Annotated in this window: 19 protein-coding genes and 1 pseudogene; 8 read left to right on the top strand and 12 right to left on the bottom strand. The window is 62.4% G+C overall.

Features of this window, described 5'->3' with window-relative positions:
- Positions 1-92: 92 nt before the first annotated feature.
- The 7 genes from B7R21_RS16790 to B7R21_RS20265 all read right to left on the bottom strand — a co-directional run bounded on the left by B7R21_RS16790 (position 93) and on the right by B7R21_RS20265 (position 4722).
- Positions 93-596: a LacI family DNA-binding transcriptional regulator gene (locus tag B7R21_RS16790; protein WP_116284410.1), complete on the bottom strand. Its 504-nt coding sequence runs from the start codon at positions 594-596 to the stop codon at positions 93-95.
- On the bottom strand, positions 593-1015 hold the full coding sequence (locus tag B7R21_RS16795) for a hypothetical protein (protein ID WP_253259875.1): 423 nt from the start codon (positions 1013-1015) through the stop codon (positions 593-595). The genes B7R21_RS16790 and B7R21_RS16795 overlap by 4 nt, the downstream gene beginning before the upstream one ends.
- 695 nt (positions 1016-1710) lie before the next feature.
- Positions 1711-2145: a hypothetical protein gene (locus tag B7R21_RS20485; protein WP_216364279.1), complete on the bottom strand. Its 435-nt coding sequence runs from the start codon at positions 2143-2145 to the stop codon at positions 1711-1713.
- Positions 2146-2257: 112 nt separating this feature from the next.
- Positions 2258-3007 carry a hypothetical protein gene (locus tag B7R21_RS20490; RefSeq protein ID WP_216364280.1) on the bottom strand — a complete coding sequence of 250 codons (750 nt, stop codon included), beginning with the start codon at positions 3005-3007 and terminating at the stop codon, positions 2258-2260.
- Positions 2992-3615, bottom strand: a complete 624-nt coding sequence (locus B7R21_RS21135) for a glycosyl hydrolase 2 galactose-binding domain-containing protein (protein WP_437184195.1) — start codon at positions 3613-3615, stop codon at positions 2992-2994. Before B7R21_RS21135 ends, B7R21_RS20490 begins: the two co-directional genes overlap by 16 nt.
- An 89-nt stretch (positions 3616-3704) precedes the next feature.
- On the bottom strand, positions 3705-4412 hold the full coding sequence (locus B7R21_RS16805) for a CPBP family intramembrane glutamic endopeptidase (RefSeq protein WP_172592246.1): 708 nt from the start codon (positions 4410-4412) through the stop codon (positions 3705-3707).
- Between the two features lie 172 nt (positions 4413-4584).
- Complete coding sequence (locus B7R21_RS20265; RefSeq protein WP_172592247.1) at positions 4585-4722, bottom strand: hypothetical protein; 138 nt, start codon at positions 4720-4722, stop codon at positions 4585-4587.
- 364 nt (positions 4723-5086) lie between these two features.
- On the opposite strand from B7R21_RS20265, the gene B7R21_RS20270 reads away from it, so the two are divergent.
- The 5 genes and pseudogenes from B7R21_RS20270 (at position 5087) to B7R21_RS16815 (ending at position 7621) form a co-directional block, all read left to right on the top strand.
- Entirely contained in the window at positions 5087-5251 is a 165-nt protein-coding gene (locus B7R21_RS20270) for a hypothetical protein (protein ID WP_172592248.1), read from the top strand.
- 301 nt (positions 5252-5552) lie between these two features.
- Positions 5553-5711 (top strand): annotated as a pseudogene (locus tag B7R21_RS16810) (ATP-binding cassette domain-containing protein); the annotation flags it as partial.
- A gap of 199 nt (positions 5712-5910) precedes the next feature.
- Positions 5911-6057 (top strand): hypothetical protein, encoded by a 147-nt coding sequence (locus tag B7R21_RS20275; protein WP_172592249.1) that lies wholly within the window; start codon positions 5911-5913, stop codon positions 6055-6057.
- Between the two features lie 30 nt (positions 6058-6087).
- Entirely contained in the window at positions 6088-6534 is a 447-nt protein-coding gene (locus tag B7R21_RS20280) for a hypothetical protein (protein WP_172592250.1), read from the top strand.
- 4 nt (positions 6535-6538) lie between these two features.
- Positions 6539-7621 carry a VanZ family protein gene (locus B7R21_RS16815; protein WP_172592251.1) on the top strand — a complete coding sequence of 361 codons (1083 nt, stop codon included), beginning with the start codon at positions 6539-6541 and terminating at the stop codon, positions 7619-7621.
- Between the two features lie 26 nt (positions 7622-7647).
- Here the strand turns inward: B7R21_RS16815 and B7R21_RS16820 are convergent, their stop codons facing one another.
- Positions 7648-8844 (bottom strand): MFS transporter, encoded by a 1197-nt coding sequence (locus tag B7R21_RS16820; protein ID WP_116284413.1) that lies wholly within the window; start codon positions 8842-8844, stop codon positions 7648-7650.
- 101 nt (positions 8845-8945) lie between these two features.
- Between B7R21_RS16820 and B7R21_RS16825 the strand changes: the two genes are divergently transcribed.
- The gene (locus tag B7R21_RS16825; protein WP_116284414.1) at positions 8946-9833 is read left to right on the top strand and encodes a helix-turn-helix domain-containing protein; all 888 of its coding nucleotides are present in this window, start codon (positions 8946-8948) and stop codon (positions 9831-9833) included.
- Positions 9834-9971: 138 nt separating this feature from the next.
- On the opposite strand, the gene B7R21_RS16830 is transcribed toward B7R21_RS16825, so the two are convergent.
- The 4 genes from B7R21_RS16830 to B7R21_RS16845 all read right to left on the bottom strand — a co-directional run bounded on the left by B7R21_RS16830 (position 9972) and on the right by B7R21_RS16845 (position 14144).
- Positions 9972-10463, bottom strand: coding sequence for an FBP domain-containing protein (locus tag B7R21_RS16830; protein ID WP_116284415.1), 492 nt, complete (start codon positions 10461-10463; stop codon positions 9972-9974).
- A gap of 29 nt (positions 10464-10492) precedes the next feature.
- Positions 10493-11062, bottom strand: a complete 570-nt coding sequence (locus B7R21_RS16835; protein ID WP_116284416.1) for a TetR/AcrR family transcriptional regulator — start codon at positions 11060-11062, stop codon at positions 10493-10495.
- A gap of 265 nt (positions 11063-11327) precedes the next feature.
- Positions 11328-12944: an alpha/beta fold hydrolase gene (locus B7R21_RS16840; RefSeq protein ID WP_172592252.1), complete on the bottom strand. Its 1617-nt coding sequence runs from the start codon at positions 12942-12944 to the stop codon at positions 11328-11330.
- A 606-nt stretch (positions 12945-13550) separates the two neighbouring features.
- Positions 13551-14144, bottom strand: a complete 594-nt coding sequence (locus B7R21_RS16845; RefSeq protein ID WP_116284418.1) for a small multidrug efflux protein — start codon at positions 14142-14144, stop codon at positions 13551-13553.
- Positions 14145-14334: 190 nt separating this feature from the next.
- Here B7R21_RS16845 and B7R21_RS16850 point away from each other — a divergent pair, with 190 nt between their 5' ends.
- On the top strand, positions 14335-15174 hold the full coding sequence (locus tag B7R21_RS16850; protein WP_116284419.1) for a GOLPH3/VPS74 family protein: 840 nt from the start codon (positions 14335-14337) through the stop codon (positions 15172-15174).
- A 138-nt stretch (positions 15175-15312) separates the two neighbouring features.
- Complete coding sequence (locus B7R21_RS16855) at positions 15313-16107, top strand: MerR family transcriptional regulator (protein ID WP_253259871.1); 795 nt, start codon at positions 15313-15315, stop codon at positions 16105-16107.
- Positions 16108-16117: the final 10 nt, after the last annotated feature.

A 16117-nucleotide genomic window follows, 5' to 3' on the forward strand; every position in this document is an offset into this window, starting at 1 on the left:
ACCCGCGGTGGCTCCCAACTTCGCTGGGACCCGACCCTCCGGTGGTAGCGAAGTATCGGGTTCGACCGCCGCAGTGTCGCACCGCCGCCCTCTTAGCACCGGTGCGGGCCCGTCGACGCCCGCACAAGAAGCCGGGGCGTCACATCCTGATGGGCGGCCGGAGGGGTACCACCAATGACATCAAGCAACCGTGACGCGGCGTGTGCACCCAGGGCCGAGACATCATGGCTGAGGGCGGTGAGCTTGGGGTGCACATACCCGCAGAGCGAGGAATCGTCCCAGGCGACCAGCGACAGGTCACCTGGCACGCGGAGACCCAACTGTGCGGCGACTCCCAAGGCGGCCACGGCCATGATGTCGTTGTCGAAGATCAGCGCGGAGGGTGGATCGGCGCTGGAAAGCGCCCGGCGTGTTGCCTGCGCGCCTGCGTCGGGTGAGTAGTTAGTGCGGATCACTGTGGGGCGTAGTCCGCGAGCGGTCATCGCCTTGATGAACGTGGCATCCCGGATCACGGTGTAGGAGAAGCCTTCGAACCCGGAGACACGTGCGATGACGGTGTGGCCGAGATCAGCGAGGTAGTCGACAGCCTCCCTCATCGACGTGGCGTCGTCCGTCCAGACCGAGGTGAGCGAACCCGCGACGCTGGGTCAGCGACGACCACTGCCGCCAACGTGCCTCTGTGAGACGAGAGTTTGACGCGGGCATCCTCGACGAGCACGTCCATGAGCAGCAGGCCGTCGACCCGACGGGAAGCTCGCCACTTCTCCATGGTCACGATGTCGTCGGCGTTTGTGGCGACAACCTGCAGCAGCAGGCCGTACCCCTTTTCTGAAAGCACCGTTTCTACACCGACAAGGAACTGTAGGTAGTAGGACTCGGTGCTGATGACCTGAGGGTCTCGCGCCAGAACGAGGCCGATTGTCTCCGTGCCCGCGCCGGCCAGCGAACGGGCGACGCTTGTAGGGCGACCACCCGAGTTCGGCCGCAACGCGCAGCACGCGATCGCGAGTGTCATCGGATACGCCTTTTCTGCCGTTGAGCGCATACGACACCCCGGCGATCGAGACGCCGGCCTTCTGGGCGATGTCCGCGATCGTGATCCTCCGTTCGCGTTGATCTATCAGCTGCGTCCCATGGCTCGTTTCGGGGCGATCACGGATCCGAGGGAGACAACCGCGTAGTCCATGTCAGCCATTTGCGCTGACAGCAGCTCGGGCGCTCGCACCCGGAACACTGTCGACTCTCCCGGCAGCAGAGTCGTGAACCCCCGGTCGACAACCGCACGGGCGTGTATACGGTCGGGCTGGACGAGAATGTCGCGCAGAAGGGTATGGGCGTGGACGGTGATGTCGAGACCGCCGGCTACGGGAACCGCCTCGACGAGGGGGGGTTCCTCGCAATCGTGCTTTCGCGAGGAACCGAGGGGTGCCAGAAGGCGCGCTCGCCCGCGAACTCGGCGAACACGCCCTGGGTCGTCGCATCGCCGAGTGCGCCGATGTGTGATGGAACTGCCGCGCGGCCCACCGAACGCCTCGGTACGGAAAGCGGAACGCGTTCTGAATCCAGTACGGTCCCGTCGTACTGGGGCCGCTGGACCAGCACGTCGCCGTTCAACTCGGTGTCCGTGTCGTTCACCGCGCAGAATTCCAGACCACGGGACGTGGGCTCGAGCGAGACGACGCTATCCCGATACATCTCGCGCAGCGCGTGTTAGAGCGGCTTCAGCCTTCCTGCCCCGTCGATCGCCGACCACGACGTCACCGGCCAGAGATCGTTGAGCTGCCAGACGATCGCACCCGCGGTGCGGGGCCAGTTGGCGCGCCAATGCAGCACACCGGTGCGCACCGCCTGCACCTGGGTCCACTGCGTCTGGTAGTGCCACTCGTCGAAATCGCGAGCCGCCGCGAAGTGTCGGCCGAGATTCCTGGCGAGCTTGGCGGGCCCGTCGATTGCCTTCTGGTGGTGAAGCACCGCTGGCGCATCGACTTCGAGCTCGGTGTCGGTGACGGCGTCTCGAAGCGTTCGCCAAGCGTCAGCCCCCTGCCAGCCGAATTCTGAGACGAATCGCGGGGCGCTGTCTCGGTAGTGGGAGTAGCCGTCGGAGTTCCAGACATCCCACGAATGGAAATGTCTGGTGATCTTCATCGTTCGGGTTGTTGTCCCAACTACCCGACCAGGGGCTGCCTTCCGTGTTCGGCCGGGTCGGATCGAGGGCGGCGACGACTTCGGGAAGCTTTCGCAGATAGAAGTTCTCGCCTCAGGAGAGGTCGCCCCCGGGCTCTGACTCCCAATCTTTGTCCCCGTGCATCCAGAGGTTCTCGTTGTTGCCGCACCAGATGGCCAGGCTGGGGTGCGAGCTGAGCCTCGTGACGTTCGAGGCGGCTTCAGCGACGACTTCGCTCCGGAACGGTTCGTCTTCAGGGTAGGCCGCGCAGGCGAAGAGGAAGTCCTGCCAGACGAGCAGGCCGAGTTCGTCGCACGCATCGTAGAAGGCGTCGTCTTCGTAGATTCCGCCGCCACACACCCGCACCATGTTGACATTCGCTTCGGTCGCCTGGCCGAGCCTGTGTCGGTAGCGCTCGGCTGTCATCGTGCCGGGATGGATGCTGTCGGGGATCCAGTTCACGCCCTTGGCGAAAAGAGGGGTGCCGTTGACGCGGAAGACGAAGGGGGACCCGAGCTCGTCGGGATCTCTGTCGACGCTGATGGTGCGGAAACCGATTGGCATAGCACGGGAATCAAGGGCGGCGCCGTCTGCGGACAGTTCGACGTCGACCGGGTAGAGCTGAGGATCACCGTGGCCCCGCGGCTGCCAACGGATGACATTCGGCACGGCGACGACAACGGTTGCCTCGGTCACGCCCGGTTCGAGTCGGGCACGAGTGGTGTAGCCGCCGACGGAGACGGCGAGAGCCGGCCGCCGGTCGATGCCGGACGGGGATCGCTCGACAGCAATGTGAGCGGTGACCACTCCCGTCTCCTCGACGACGTCTACCAGTGGGCGCACTGACACAATCCGGGCGGTGCTCCATGCTTCGATTCGCACGTCTCTCCAGAGACCGGCCGAGACAATGGTCGGTCCTCAGCCCCAGCCAAAGCTGCAGGCCATCTTCCTGATGAAGTTGAACGGCTGGGGGTAGGCGTTCGGACGGTGGCCGAGGGTTCGTTCCCAGTGTTCCGCCTCCGTGTAGGCCGACGTGAAGTGCACGGCGAGCGCGTCGGGTTTATTCTGGTTACAAGAACGGATGAGATGTCGTAGCGGTAATCGCGATGCATGTTCCGTGTGCGTCCCAATTCCCGGCCGTTGAGGCGGATGGTGGCGACGGTGTCGATTCCGTCGAACACCAGGTTCACGCGCTCGATTTTCGTCAGGTGAGGAAGGGGTCGCTCGAGCTTCCAGTCCGTGCGGCCGACCCAGGCAACGAGATCTTCGTTCTGATCGATGAAGGGGTCCGGGATGATCCGGGCGGACTGCAGATCAGCATGTATCGCGCCAGGGATCTTCGCGCCGAACTCTTTCCCAATAAGCGAGTATGCCTCGTGCGGGAGGTCCGTGGGACCGGCCGGGTCTACCATTCCCCGCCACACTCCGGTGAGATCGATCTTCTTTAGCATGATGGCCCCCTCGACTTAAGCGTTTAATCAATTCCAGACGGCCACACGATCTACCAGCAGCGATTGGGACGATAAGGCGCGTCAGGGACCTAGCTGGTGACTGCGGCGATGATGACGGGCAGAAAGAGGGCAATCGCGTTGTTGACGCCGTGCAGCAAGACGCCCGGCCAGATCGAGTGTGACCAACGGAATAGGAGGGCCGTCAGAATTCCGACAAAGAATGCGACGACCATGACGGGGTTGATCCCGTGGGCGACCGCGAAGACAGCCGCGCTTGCGATGATGCCGATCCATGCGCCGAAACGGGCAATGAGGACATTCGCGATCAGGCCGCGAAAGAGCGCTTCCTCCCCTATCGGCGTGAGGATCGAGCCGGCGACAAATGTCAGCGCGATCGACAGCAGGCCGCCTGCCGCGCCTGCCTGGTAAGTCGTCTGTACGTTCTGAGCATCGTTGCTGATCATCGTGTAGACGGCGGTGCCCACAGAACCGATCAGGAAGGCGACGATCCCGAGCACTACGCCGACGATCAGCTGACGTTTTGTGGCTCGGCGGAATCCGAAGGCAGACAACCCCCTTTTTCGGATGAGGACTGCGACCGCCACTGCGATCAGTCCCATTAGTCCGGACACGACGAGCCCGACGACCCCGGCGATCGCATCGTCTTGAATGAGAGGTAGGAGGAGTGCGACGAGCGCGTACAATGCTGCGAAGACCGCCACGCCAACAAGGAGTTCTGGCAATCCTGGCGCGGTCTGTTCTCTTTTGACGAACCTCTTGTTCGTGGACGCGGTCATGTGACGTCCTGGAGGGAGGTTGTGTTCATCGTACTCAGGTACTACTCGGTTGCTCGCGTCATGGTTGCTCGATGCCATTGCTGCTTCTCCGTCTTTTTTGACTTTTGACTTTCGACAACTGCGATTCAATGCCATGCCCTAAGGGCAGGGTCAAGATCATTCTGAAACAGGGTCACTTCTTCGGCGCATCAGCGTCACAGAGAGCCTTGTCGAGGGTGTCGATGACGATCGTGTATCGCTCCAGCAGTTCCCCTTCCGGTCCATCGAAGATGGCCCACGGCAAAGCGGCGGCGGTGACGGTGAACGCCATGCCATCCGCTGTCACGGCGTTCCGAGTCTGGAATCCGGGAATGTCTCCCGAATGACCCCAAGCCGTTGCGCAGCTGAGCTCGACGCTCTCAATTCCCGGTCCGGACTGGGAACCGGGCAGTAGCTCCTCGCCCGTCGGTACCCCGTCAGCATCTGCGTCATCGTGATCTCATCCACGAGCCTGCCTCCCAGATCAGCACGCATGAACTCGTTGAGCTCGCTCGGAGTCGAGACCATTGCGCCAGCCGCCCATGTTCAAACCAAGGGGCTGCATGCTTCAGTACCAGAGCGCCTTGCGCTCAGCGGACACCGCCAGCTGGGAACGACCGGGACTTTGCATCACTCCCGAAGGAAACCCCCTCCTGATGACCCAGGGGCTCAAGGGATGGAACACCGACGCCGAAGCGATAGAGGAGTTCCTCGACAACGACGAAGGGCCCGAACAAGGCTGGCTCGGGCCGTGCGGCCATGTGCGCGGCAACGGCATCGACCCGGCCACCGGTGATCTCAAAATGGGTAGGGCTGGCTGATTCGACGAGATATTCGCAATATACGACGACCATCTCAAGGGCGACAACCCGTCGGGCGACGTTTCGACACAGGGCAAGCGCGCTGCCTATCTTGACCTCACTCTGATGTTCGCTACCAAGCAAATCGAGCCGGCGAAGGGCAGCTTTGAACTCCGAATCAGGAAGTGAGACCACCACTGTGCTCATCCGATTCGGAGGGGCCGATGCTTCGGTTGACTATGCCCCAAGGACACGGTGTTGGCTGAAGCCATCGGCGGCATCCGCCGCCAGTTGTTGTTACGCAAGACTCGGAGTTGAACGCGTGATCGAAGCCCACTCTCTGACCAAGCGGTACGGCTCGAAGACTGCCGTCGACTCCATTGACTTCACCGCTCGCCCAGGTTTGGTGACGGGCTTTCTCGGCCCCAACAGCGCCGGCAAGTCGACCACAATGCGGATGATCATCGGCCTCGACCGCCCCTGCGTTCGGGACTCCGGACTGCGTCGGTTCCCCGGCTCATCGCCATGCGGCGGATCATCGGTGACCCGCGCGCCGCCTGGCGCAATGTCTCTGCCGTCGCACTGCTCGGGGTCATTGCGTCCTACCTCTCCAAAATCCCCATAGACCCTGCTGCGCTGGGTATCTCCGTCGGGTCGACCTTTTGCTCGCCACGCCGTTCATGAGCCAGTTCGGGCTCGAGGCATCAGGGGTGCGGCTCATTGGCGCCACCGTGCTCTCGGGTGTCGCGCTCACCGTCGGGGTCGCGGAAATGTGCCGGCCCCTCCAACACCAGATCCTCACGCACGCAACTCGACGTAACGACTGACCCGCCATACAGAAATTGAAAGAGGCCAACATGACTGAAACCATCACTCGAGAGTACGCAGCGACCACGAAGCGGAGGTTCCCCCGGTTGGCTATCGTCACCATGGCCGCGGTGGGAGCGGTTCTGGGCATCAGCGGGTGCGGCGTTCTCGACCCGTCACAGGCCGTGACTTACGAGGTCGGCATTGTTTCAGGAACCAGCGACGGCGCCTTATTGCAGGTGGAATACAGCAGTCGCGAGACCGGCCTGAGCGAGCGGCAGACGATCGAGGAGACGGTCGACCTGTCGGCTGCCCCACTGCAGTTCGAGACCATCGGTCGAGCCGCCGATGACGTGTCGATCTCCGTGGTGGGCGTGCCCGGCATCATCCTTCAGTGCACGGTGCTGCTGGACGGCGTCGCCGTCACCGAGCAACAGTCGAGCGCGGCTGGCGACGGCGTTGTCTGCGCCGCCACGACACCCACCGCGCAGGATTGATGGAATGAGCAGCCCGGTCGCATCCGGCATGATCGCCGTCATCGGTGGCGTCGTCGTTGCTGCGCTTTTCTTCGTGCCCTTCGTCGCCGTTCAGGTGCGTCGATATGGTTCCCTCACGTTGGGCAGAACGCTGGTTGCCCTGACCGTTCCGGTCTATGCGTTGGCGCTCGTGACGTACACGCTCCTCCCACTGCCCAGCGACATCGTCGCACTGTGCATCGGGGGTGGCGCCGGGGTACAACTGCGGCCAGGGCAGTTCGCGCTCGACATCCTGCGGGAACAGTCCATGAGCCCCGGTCTTCTGCGGAACCCCGCTGTGCAACAGTTCGCTCTGAACGTGGCTCTGTTCCTGCCACTCGGGGTATTGGTACGTTTGCTCCTCAGCCGCGGCGCGGTGGTCACACTGCTGGTGGGGGTCGGTGCGAGCGCGCTCATCGAGCTGACGCAGGTCACGGGAGTCTGGGGGCTGTACCCCTGCGCATACCGGCTTCTCGATGTCGACGACCTGATCGCGAACACGTCCGGAGTGCTGGTCGGGTGGCTCGTTGCACCCCTACTGGCATTCTTGCGTCGGGGCGACGGGCTGGCGCCAGCAGCTCCGCGTGCTCTGACTAGGCGCCGGCGGTTGCTGGGGATGCTGTGTGACGTCGTGATCGCATCGTGGGTGACCCTCGTCATCACCGCGATCTACAGCGCAATCACCCTCACCGCCACCGGGCTGGCACCTGCCGCCGATGGGGCTGCAGACATCATCATCGGCCTAGGAGTCGCGATGTCATTCCTTGGCACGCTGCTGTGGACGGGCCGGACTCCCGGGGAAACAGTCGTACGATTGCGCCCGCAGAACCGGCCGTCCGTGCCGGGCGCAGTTGTCAGGTGGTCGCTGGGCATCGGTGGGTATCTGCTTTTGCAACTGCTCGCGCCCGACAGCATCCTGGACGCGGTCTTCGCGTTCATCACGATCGTCGGTGTGCTGTTCACGAGCAACCACCGTGGGCTCGCCTATCGCGCACTGGAATGGCAGATCGAGGATGACCGCGCGCTGCGCACGAGATCCGTTCCGCTCGCGGCCGGACACTCCGACTAAAACCCTGAGGTCGAGGCATGGCAGTGCTAGTTGATCGATAACGGTACCGGGAATGCTTGGGCCTTGAGCAACGCGCGCTTATGCAGCGCAGCGACGGTGAGGAACACCACCAGTCCTACCGACGTGAGCCCGGCGCCGACGACTGGCAAGGCGTTGTAGTCGAACCCGCGGCGGAGCACCTCCCCGCCCACGGCGGACCCGAGACTCACGCCCGCCAAGAACGACGCCGAGGCGATGGCTGAGATAAACGGCGATGTCACGTTCGCCACTTCGACGGCGAACGACTGCAGGGGTGGGACCATGCCGAATCCGGCGGCGCCGAGAACGCCGAGCAAGACAATGACGGCGACGATGTTCGTGTCGAGGAACGAAAACGCGATGAGAGCCCCGATCAGTACGACCATCGCCGTCACGGTCGTTGCGCGGACGGATCTGTCAGCGAAGACTCCTGCAAAGTGGGTTCCCGCTACCAACCCGACCCCGAAGACGAGAAGCAGCCAGACGACCGTGCCGTGCGAGGCGCCGGACCGCTCTTGGAGCATCGGTTCGACGTAGGTGAACATGATGAACAGGCCGCCGTAAGCGAGTGCCATCGCTGCGTAGGTGAGCCAGAGCCTTCCAGTGCGAAGGGCTGTGCCCACGCTGCCGGATGCTGCAACTACGGCCTCGGATTTCAGAGGCAGGACGGCGACGAGTCCAAAGAGGGAGATGACTGCGAGAACTGTGACAAACCAGAACACGCTCCTCCAACCCCAGGCGTTACCGGCGAGGTTTCCGATGACGACCCCGAGGACGTTGGAGATGGTCAGGCCAGAGAAGACCAGCGCGATGGCGCGCCCGCGGCGGGCGGGCGTGACGATGTCGCTGGCGATCGTAATCGCGACCCCCATGAAAGCGCCGAGCATGGCACCAGCGAGCGCGCGGCTCAGTACGACGAGGAGGAGTGTGGGCGACAGAGCTGTACCGATATTTGCGAAGAGAAAAACCGTCACCAGCATGACGGTGAGCAGCTTGTGAGGCACGCGGAGCGTCGCTGCGGCGATGAGCGGCCCGCCTATGACGCCGCCTAGCGCGAATCCGGTCGTGATCAGTCCCGCGTCGGCGACCGGAACACCGAATCCGTCAGCGACGGACAGCAGCTGACCGTTCGGGGCGAACTCGGCGGTTCCAAGAGCGAATGACGTCAGCGCGAGAGCGTACAAGGGAAGCGGGGATGATCTCATTCATCCATGCTCGATCGGCACGGGCGAAGCTACTAGATACCCCTGATTCATACTCATCACAGGGAATGGTTAGGTCGGGCCGTCGGACATAACGTTGAACTATGAACAGTCCAGGGCCCCTCGCCGAGTATCTCCGTGCCAAGCGCGCTGACCTATTGCCAGATCAGACGCAGTTGACCGGCTACGGCGCAAGGCGGCGCGTCCGAGGACTTCGGCGGGAGGAAGTCGCGCAGCTCGCCGGTGTCAGCGTCGGCTATTACACGCGTCTGGAGCAGGGACACAGCCGTCACGCCTCCGACGAGGTGCTGCTTGCGATCGCGATCGCACTCCAGCTGACAGTCACTGAGACCGAACACCTGCTGGATGTGTCGAAAGCGCGAATGCCGCTGGGCGGTCCCGCTGCGCCGCCCATTGAGGTCGCAAGCCCCATGGCGCTCAAAATGCTCGACTTCGTCACGGATCGTCCAGCCGTACTTCTCGGTCGCCGCGACGATGTACTCGCCTGGAACCGACTCGGTCATTCACTCATCTCCCCATTCCTACCTTTCTCTGCCCCGGGCATAGCGAGTGAACGCCCGTCTTTGGCTCGCATGCTCTTCCTCGATCCGCAGACACGCGCTCTCTATCCGAACTGGATGAAAGAGGCGGGGGAAACCGTCGCCTACCACCGGATGGTCAGCGGGAAGCATCCGGACGACACCGACCTCATTGCGCTCGTCGGAGAACTCGTCATGAAGGATTCCGCGTTTGCAACGTTATGGTCGGAGGGCCGCGTGGGCGAATGCATCTCGGGCAGCAAGCAATTCCACCACCCGGTGGCCGGTGACTTCAGAGCCACCTACGACCTTTGGTCGCAAGCCAGCTACCCCGAGCATCGTCTCGAAATCTACGACCCCGACGATCCCGACCGGGTCATCGCAGCGCTGCGGCGTGTACCCGAAGCCGGACTCGGCGCACACGGACTGCCTGAGGCGCACTACGTCGGGTAGACGATTGAGGCCAGCGGCGCTGACGTCTGGGCGCGAAGAGGTTTGCGATGCAGAGCGGTCGCGACTATCGCGGCTGGCGAGGGGAAAGGAACTGCAGATCCGGTGGCCCAGCGGTGCCTGCGCCCTGTGGGCTGTGGGCTATTCGGCGCAGCGGAGGTCGGCGACGAACGTCCGCGAGCGCAGTTCGAGTTTCGCGATACGCTCGAGTCGAGCTGCTTCGCGATCGAAACCGCTATACGCGAGAGGGGGGAGCTTCCGGACATTGGAGGAGCACTCGAAGTTCGCACACACCAGCGTCGCCACGGTGTTGCCGGCCCGTCCCGACGGGCCCGTTCTCTTCGCCGTGAAGTACAGGACGTCGTTGGGAAGGGTGACGTCTTCGCACCAGGCACATTGCGGCCGGGAGCGGGTCTGGCCGGCGGACTTCCGCAACATGATCCCGGCCGGACCGTCTTCGAGGTGCGTGATGACGTATCCAACATCGGGGAGTTTGGGGTCTCTCCAGCCGAGGTAGTCGAGGTCTGCCCAGGCGAGGGTATCGAAGTCGGGTGGAAACGTAACGGCTTTCCGTTCCCGAAGGGAGGTATTGATGAATGAAGCGCGTACGTCAGAAGCGCTGAGCGGTGTCACTATGGGCCTTTCTCAAAGCATTGTGGTTGTCAACTGGATGGCCAGCTGGACAGGGAGGAGTGGAGTGTGTCCAGGACTCGTTCCCACGATGCGCTGGCGGGTCGTGGACCGCGGCTGAAGCCACCACCGCGTTCCAGGAGGACGAATCCGTGAAACGTCGAGTGCAAGAGGCGCACCGCGTCCGTCTCGTCGGGTTCGTTCAGTCCATACCCCCGGAGAATCGCTCTGGTCATGGCCGCGTGCCGCGCGGCTGCACTCTGTTCGGCGACCTGGGGCTCCAACTGCATCTGTGTCGCGGCGTACCGCCCAGGATGGCTCATCGCGTAGGAGCGATATGCGTCAGCGAAGGCAACGAGAGCGTCGCGTCCTGCCCGCCCCGCGAGGGCTGCGCCGACCTGATCGGCCAGCTCGGTCAAGGAAAGTACCGCCACCCCGGACCGGAGTTCATGCAGGTTGCGGACGTGTGCGTACAGGCTGGCGTCTTTGACTTCGAAGTGCCGGGCGACAGCGGACATTGATACGTTCTCGAATCCGTCGGTGTCGGCCAGGTCGGCGGCAGCGCTGATGATGCGGCCTGGCGTCAGTCCTGCACGAGCCATGACGTAAACCTCTTCCCTTTCCTGGGATAATACTAGATTTACCTAGGAAGTCTAGGAAAGCCCCAAGGCTGGCGATTCGACGGATCACAGACGACCGAGATCGACCAAGACACGGGGCAGGAGGCTGTGGAACTCGAGCGCGCCTCCTCATAGGCACCGGATCGGCGCCGGACGAGACCGATTTCGAAATTCGGTGACGACCATTCGTCGCTGACGCCGAGCCGGCGCGTCGTTCCACATGAACCAACTTTTGGAAGTCGTATATCTAGCTGACCGGAGTACCGGCTTCTGCCGCCTCGCTAGGACTCGTGAAGCGCGGTACATCGTCGTGGGACTCGGTCAGCGGCACCCACGACTCGAACACCGACGACTCACCGGGGAGCGGGTGGCCCGGAGCATTGATGTTCTGCGGGGGTCGTTCTCCTCCGAGAAGGAAATCGATGATGGGCTGGTCGACCTCAGTCGTCCCATAAGGAAAGACGCCGTGCGTGCCCTCGTTGTCCACCGCGATGAGAGTGGCGTTGGGAAGAGCGGCGGCGGTCGCGACGCCAGACTCGTAGGGGGTCAGGGGGTCGAGTTCACTCTGCAGAACGATCGTCTCAGGGAACTTCTGGGTAGGAGAGGGCATCTTCTGTTCGGTTGGCCACCAAGCGCACAATGGCGGTACATCGAGACGGCCAAGCTGCGCTGTGAGCGGCTCATTTTTCGCCGTTTTAGTGTTGTACTCGTTCCAAAAATCGGCCCCCTGTGTCCATTCGCCGTCGTTGCAGTAGATCATGTCCACGGTCGAGGCGAATGTGCGGGTCTCCGCCTTGTCGGTCGGCGGGACGAGCTGGAGTTCCAACTGGGCGCGTCCTGCGGCAATCACTGCAGGATTGAGAACTGTCGGGTCAAATTTGTCGAGCATGCGAATCGCTGCAGCGGCTGGGCCGGCCTCGGTCGAAGTCGTGCCAGCAGACGCTTCCGATTCGGCGATGACCTGCTTGACGAGTTCCCCAATCACCGGGTACCCGACATTCTTGCTGATAGCGATCACGGCGTTTGAGGCGTACCAGAGCATCTGTGCTGCGCTGGCCTGTTCCGGGGCCGCAGAGGCTGCAAAGTACCGATCCCAGATCGCCTCCGGGTCGGATCCCAGACCGTAGGTTGCATCGTTTCGTGCGATGTAGTTCATCGCGTGAAGGCGGAACTGCCGATCGTAGGCCACGTGCTGAGCATTCATATTTTGCTGAATCGCAGGCTGCGTGATGTCGATGGCCGAATCGAGAACCATGCGATCAATGTTCTCGCTGAACAGGGATCCGTACCATGCGCCCAGCCAAGTGCCGTAGGAGGAGCCCATGTAGGTAACTGTCGGTAGGTTCAGCAGGTGTCGGATGAAGTCCATGTCGTAGGCGGTCTGCTCGGATGTGATCGTCTTGACATCGACGTCATTGGAGCACGCTCGCGCAATTGACTCTTGCTCGCCCGCCACGCCCCCTGCCGGGTCGTATTCGTAGTCGCACGTCACAATACTGCTCTGGCCGATTCCGCGCTGATCGAAGCTGACGTAATTCGTCGTCGGGCGGAGTTCCAGTGTGCCGGCTTGACGTTCGGCAGCGAGAGGAAGACCCGGGCTGACGGGGCCGCCTGGATGAATGAGCAGCGTGGTGTTGTAGGCGGGATCGGTCGCGTCGATGTTCTTGGCCTGGGAAATGCGGAGATCCCATGTGTCTGCGGGGTTGACGTTGCGCCAATCCTTGGGCACCTCGATGGTCGCGCACTCGACATTGGAGACATCCGCGGTCGGCGGATCGAGGGGAATCTCGAATTCGCACGTTTCCCAGGCGAGTGTCTGGTCGGCGAGAGAGTCCGCAAGTGAAACGATGTCGGGCGTCTGCACCAATTCCTCTTTACCTGGAGATGTGCACGCAGTCAACGTAAGAGTGCTGCTGATTGCGAGCAAACTGGCTGTCGCGAGCAGGCCGCGTCGGGGCCTTCGTCCTCGGGTGAACAATGGCATTTCGGAGTCCTTTCTTAGGGAATTCAAATAACACACGATGACCTCGGGGCCGAGTCAAATCTGTTCTGTTGTTCTTGCTGAACGGTCCTGATTCGACCGCGGCTCTCGGACCTCCCGCACTATGGCTGTAACGCGAGCTCATACCTTTTCGCCCAGACAGGTCGCGGAGCAGCGAAGGCAGCGGCGGCTGGCTCATAGGCGATTGTTCGCAGGGCGTATCGCTCGCGGACTCGCACGCCGGAATTGATCAGCGGCAGATCGAGGCGAGGGCATCCGGTGGAGGATCCTCGATTGACCCAACGGTGCCGACGATGATCCACGTCAAGTCAATCTGATAGGTCGGAGGCAGCGAAAGCTCGGCGGGGCCGATTGTTTGTGCGCTAAGCAGGGTTTCCACTCGGGGCATCCCTATCGGTTTGCGTGGCAGCACGAGACGTCGTCAGCCGTCGAATGTGGGTAGGGAAGCACGGGTAGGAGGGAATCTTTCTAATTGGAGAGCATGGCAACGGCGGCCGTCGCTGACGCCGTAACGACAGCGGTCCAGAGGACGATGGCAATGAGCTGCCACAGGATGACCCAAGATTTTTTCACGCCGGAGCTGATGAAGAAAAGAGCGGTGAACGAGAACGGAAGCGCCAGAGGCGCCAAGATGCTCGCACCCGGCACGCCGAACCTGACGAGCCAACCGGCCAGCCGCTTCTTACCTTTAGATTCGTTCTCCTCCGCTTGATGCTGAGGTACGGCCGAGGTTACTACCAGGGGTGTTCCGGCTGTGACCGCGGACGTGTGTGCTGCGGGAACCAGGTCCGGCGACGTGACGGAAGCAGAGCTTCGCACCCGGCGAGCAAGGATGGCTCCTCGCACCCGCGAGCCGAGTAGCACGACGAGCACGACACTGACGCTGCTGCCAACCGCGTTTGCCGTAAAGGCGACCAGCGGGTGCATCCCGGCAACAATACCCAGGCCCGTAGCGGCCTCGTCGACGAACGGGATGGCGCCGAGGAGGGCGACGAGGAGAGGCTGCACAATTTCTGGTACGTGACTCACCAGGTCCTGGAACGGTCCAAATGGGTTGTTCATCGATTCTCCTGAGAGTTAACGGACGCGGTGCGTGCCTGAGTTGTAATTCGTAGGTTCAGCCGCTCTGGTGAGTGGAACAGCTTGCACGGACAACTAGAGGCCATGACCTCGGGGCACGGTCAAGCGCCAAGTTCTCACCTGTTTTTCGAGTTCGAACCCTGATGCGCAGACTTGACCATGTCCCGAGGTCATGGTCTTCACTGATAAACAGCAGACGGCCGGCTATCTCGGCCGGACCAATATCCGCTGCTCCAGGCTTTGGGCAGATGTGACCGGTCGCCGGTTCAGACGAATAACGGAGGACACCATCATCGAGGAAAACGAATCTTTCGAGCCTGACGACGAGGCCGACGGCGTCAACGCAGAAGTGACGTTTCCGGAGGCGGTCATGCTCCTTCTGTTCAACCCCCGCAATGGAACCTTCGCCGGGGAGGGTTTGAACCTGATGTACGTGCTCGGCGGCGCCATGTTCACTGAACTCGCGTCGCGGGGTCACATCGAACTCATCGAAAACGGACGACAGCTTCAAAGGGTCGGCCCTGCGCCGGCCTCGTCCCTTCTGCGGGGAGCGTGGGACCGTGTTCCCGAGAGCCCGACGGGGACTAGATCACTCGTCGTCGACATCGGGACGCGGTCGCGGGAGACCACGTTGGATCGGCTCGTGGTCCGAGGTGACATCAAGAAGACATCGCACCGTCTGCTCGGATTCATTCGCACCCACAGCCTCGAGGGTGGAGACACCGACACACGCGATCAATTGCTGGCCCCCGTCAGGGCCGCGTTGGTAGACGGCACGGAGCCTGAGGCTCGGATTGCAGCGGTTATCGCGCTGCTCTCGGCCAGCAAGAATCTCCCCTCGATGCACGCAGACATCCCGTGGTCGGGCGATGTGCACACCCGCGGCAAGAAATTCGAGCGTGGTGATTGGGGTGCTAAGGCCGTGTCGGACGTCATCCTGACCGCACTCGTGACCCAACTCGCCGGTGTGGCATTTGCGACTGCTCTTGCCAGATTCACGGGGCCCGACTGATCGAACGCACCCGCTGCGTCTCCTCCTCCGCTGTTGTTGAGGCTCCGAGCAGCAGGTTGATGCAACCTGGGTCGAGACCGAGGATGACATCGAAGGACGCGCACTATCGAACCGGAAATGGATTCAGATCATCGAGGAATGGAAGTAACCACCATGGCGTGGAGTACAAGCGAACTCGCGGAGCTTGCGGGCACGACTCTCAAAGCGGTCCGGCACTATCACAAGGTCGGACTGCTTGAGGAGCCCGAGCGGAAGTCGAACGGGTACAAGCAATACCAGGTCTCACACCTCTTGCGCCTGCTGCAGATAACCCGGCTTGCGGAACTCGGCGTGCCACTGGCGCAGATCGCCGCTCTTGGTCACGCAGACAAAGATCCCGATCAAGCTATCCATGTGTTGGACGCTGAACTGGAGGCGACCATCGATCGCTTGCAGCGGATCCGGGGAGAGCTGGCCCTCATTCTGCGCCACCGTGCCCCAGCGGAGCTGCCGACAGGATTCAGCAACGTGGCCGGTGAGCTGTCGGAAGCCGACCGCGCACTGGTCCTGATCTACTCCCGCCTCTTCGACGAGGCGACGATGGCGGACTTGCAGGGGATGGTCCAGGAACAGCCCCGCACCGACGTGGATAAGGAGTTCGACATGCTTCACGCAGATGCGGACCGGGCAACTCGTCGCAAGCTGGGGGAACTTCTGGCCCCCGCGATGAAAGCCGGACTGGATAAGTTCCCCACGCTGAAGAGCCCCATCGCGCAATCGCCGACGCGCGCGGGATCCGCACGGAACGCCGTCGAAGCGGCGATGCACGAGCTCTACAACATCGCGCAGCTCGAAGTGCTCTACCGCTCACATCTCATCAGCACCGGGAAAGCGAAGGAACTCGATGTCCTCGAAGCAGCACTCGACGCGCTCGAACTCGATGAGAGTGACTGACGGCTCTAGG

Source organism: Subtercola boreus (assembly GCF_003399625.1).
Lineage (GTDB): Bacteria > Actinomycetota > Actinomycetes > Actinomycetales > Microbacteriaceae > Subtercola > Subtercola boreus_C.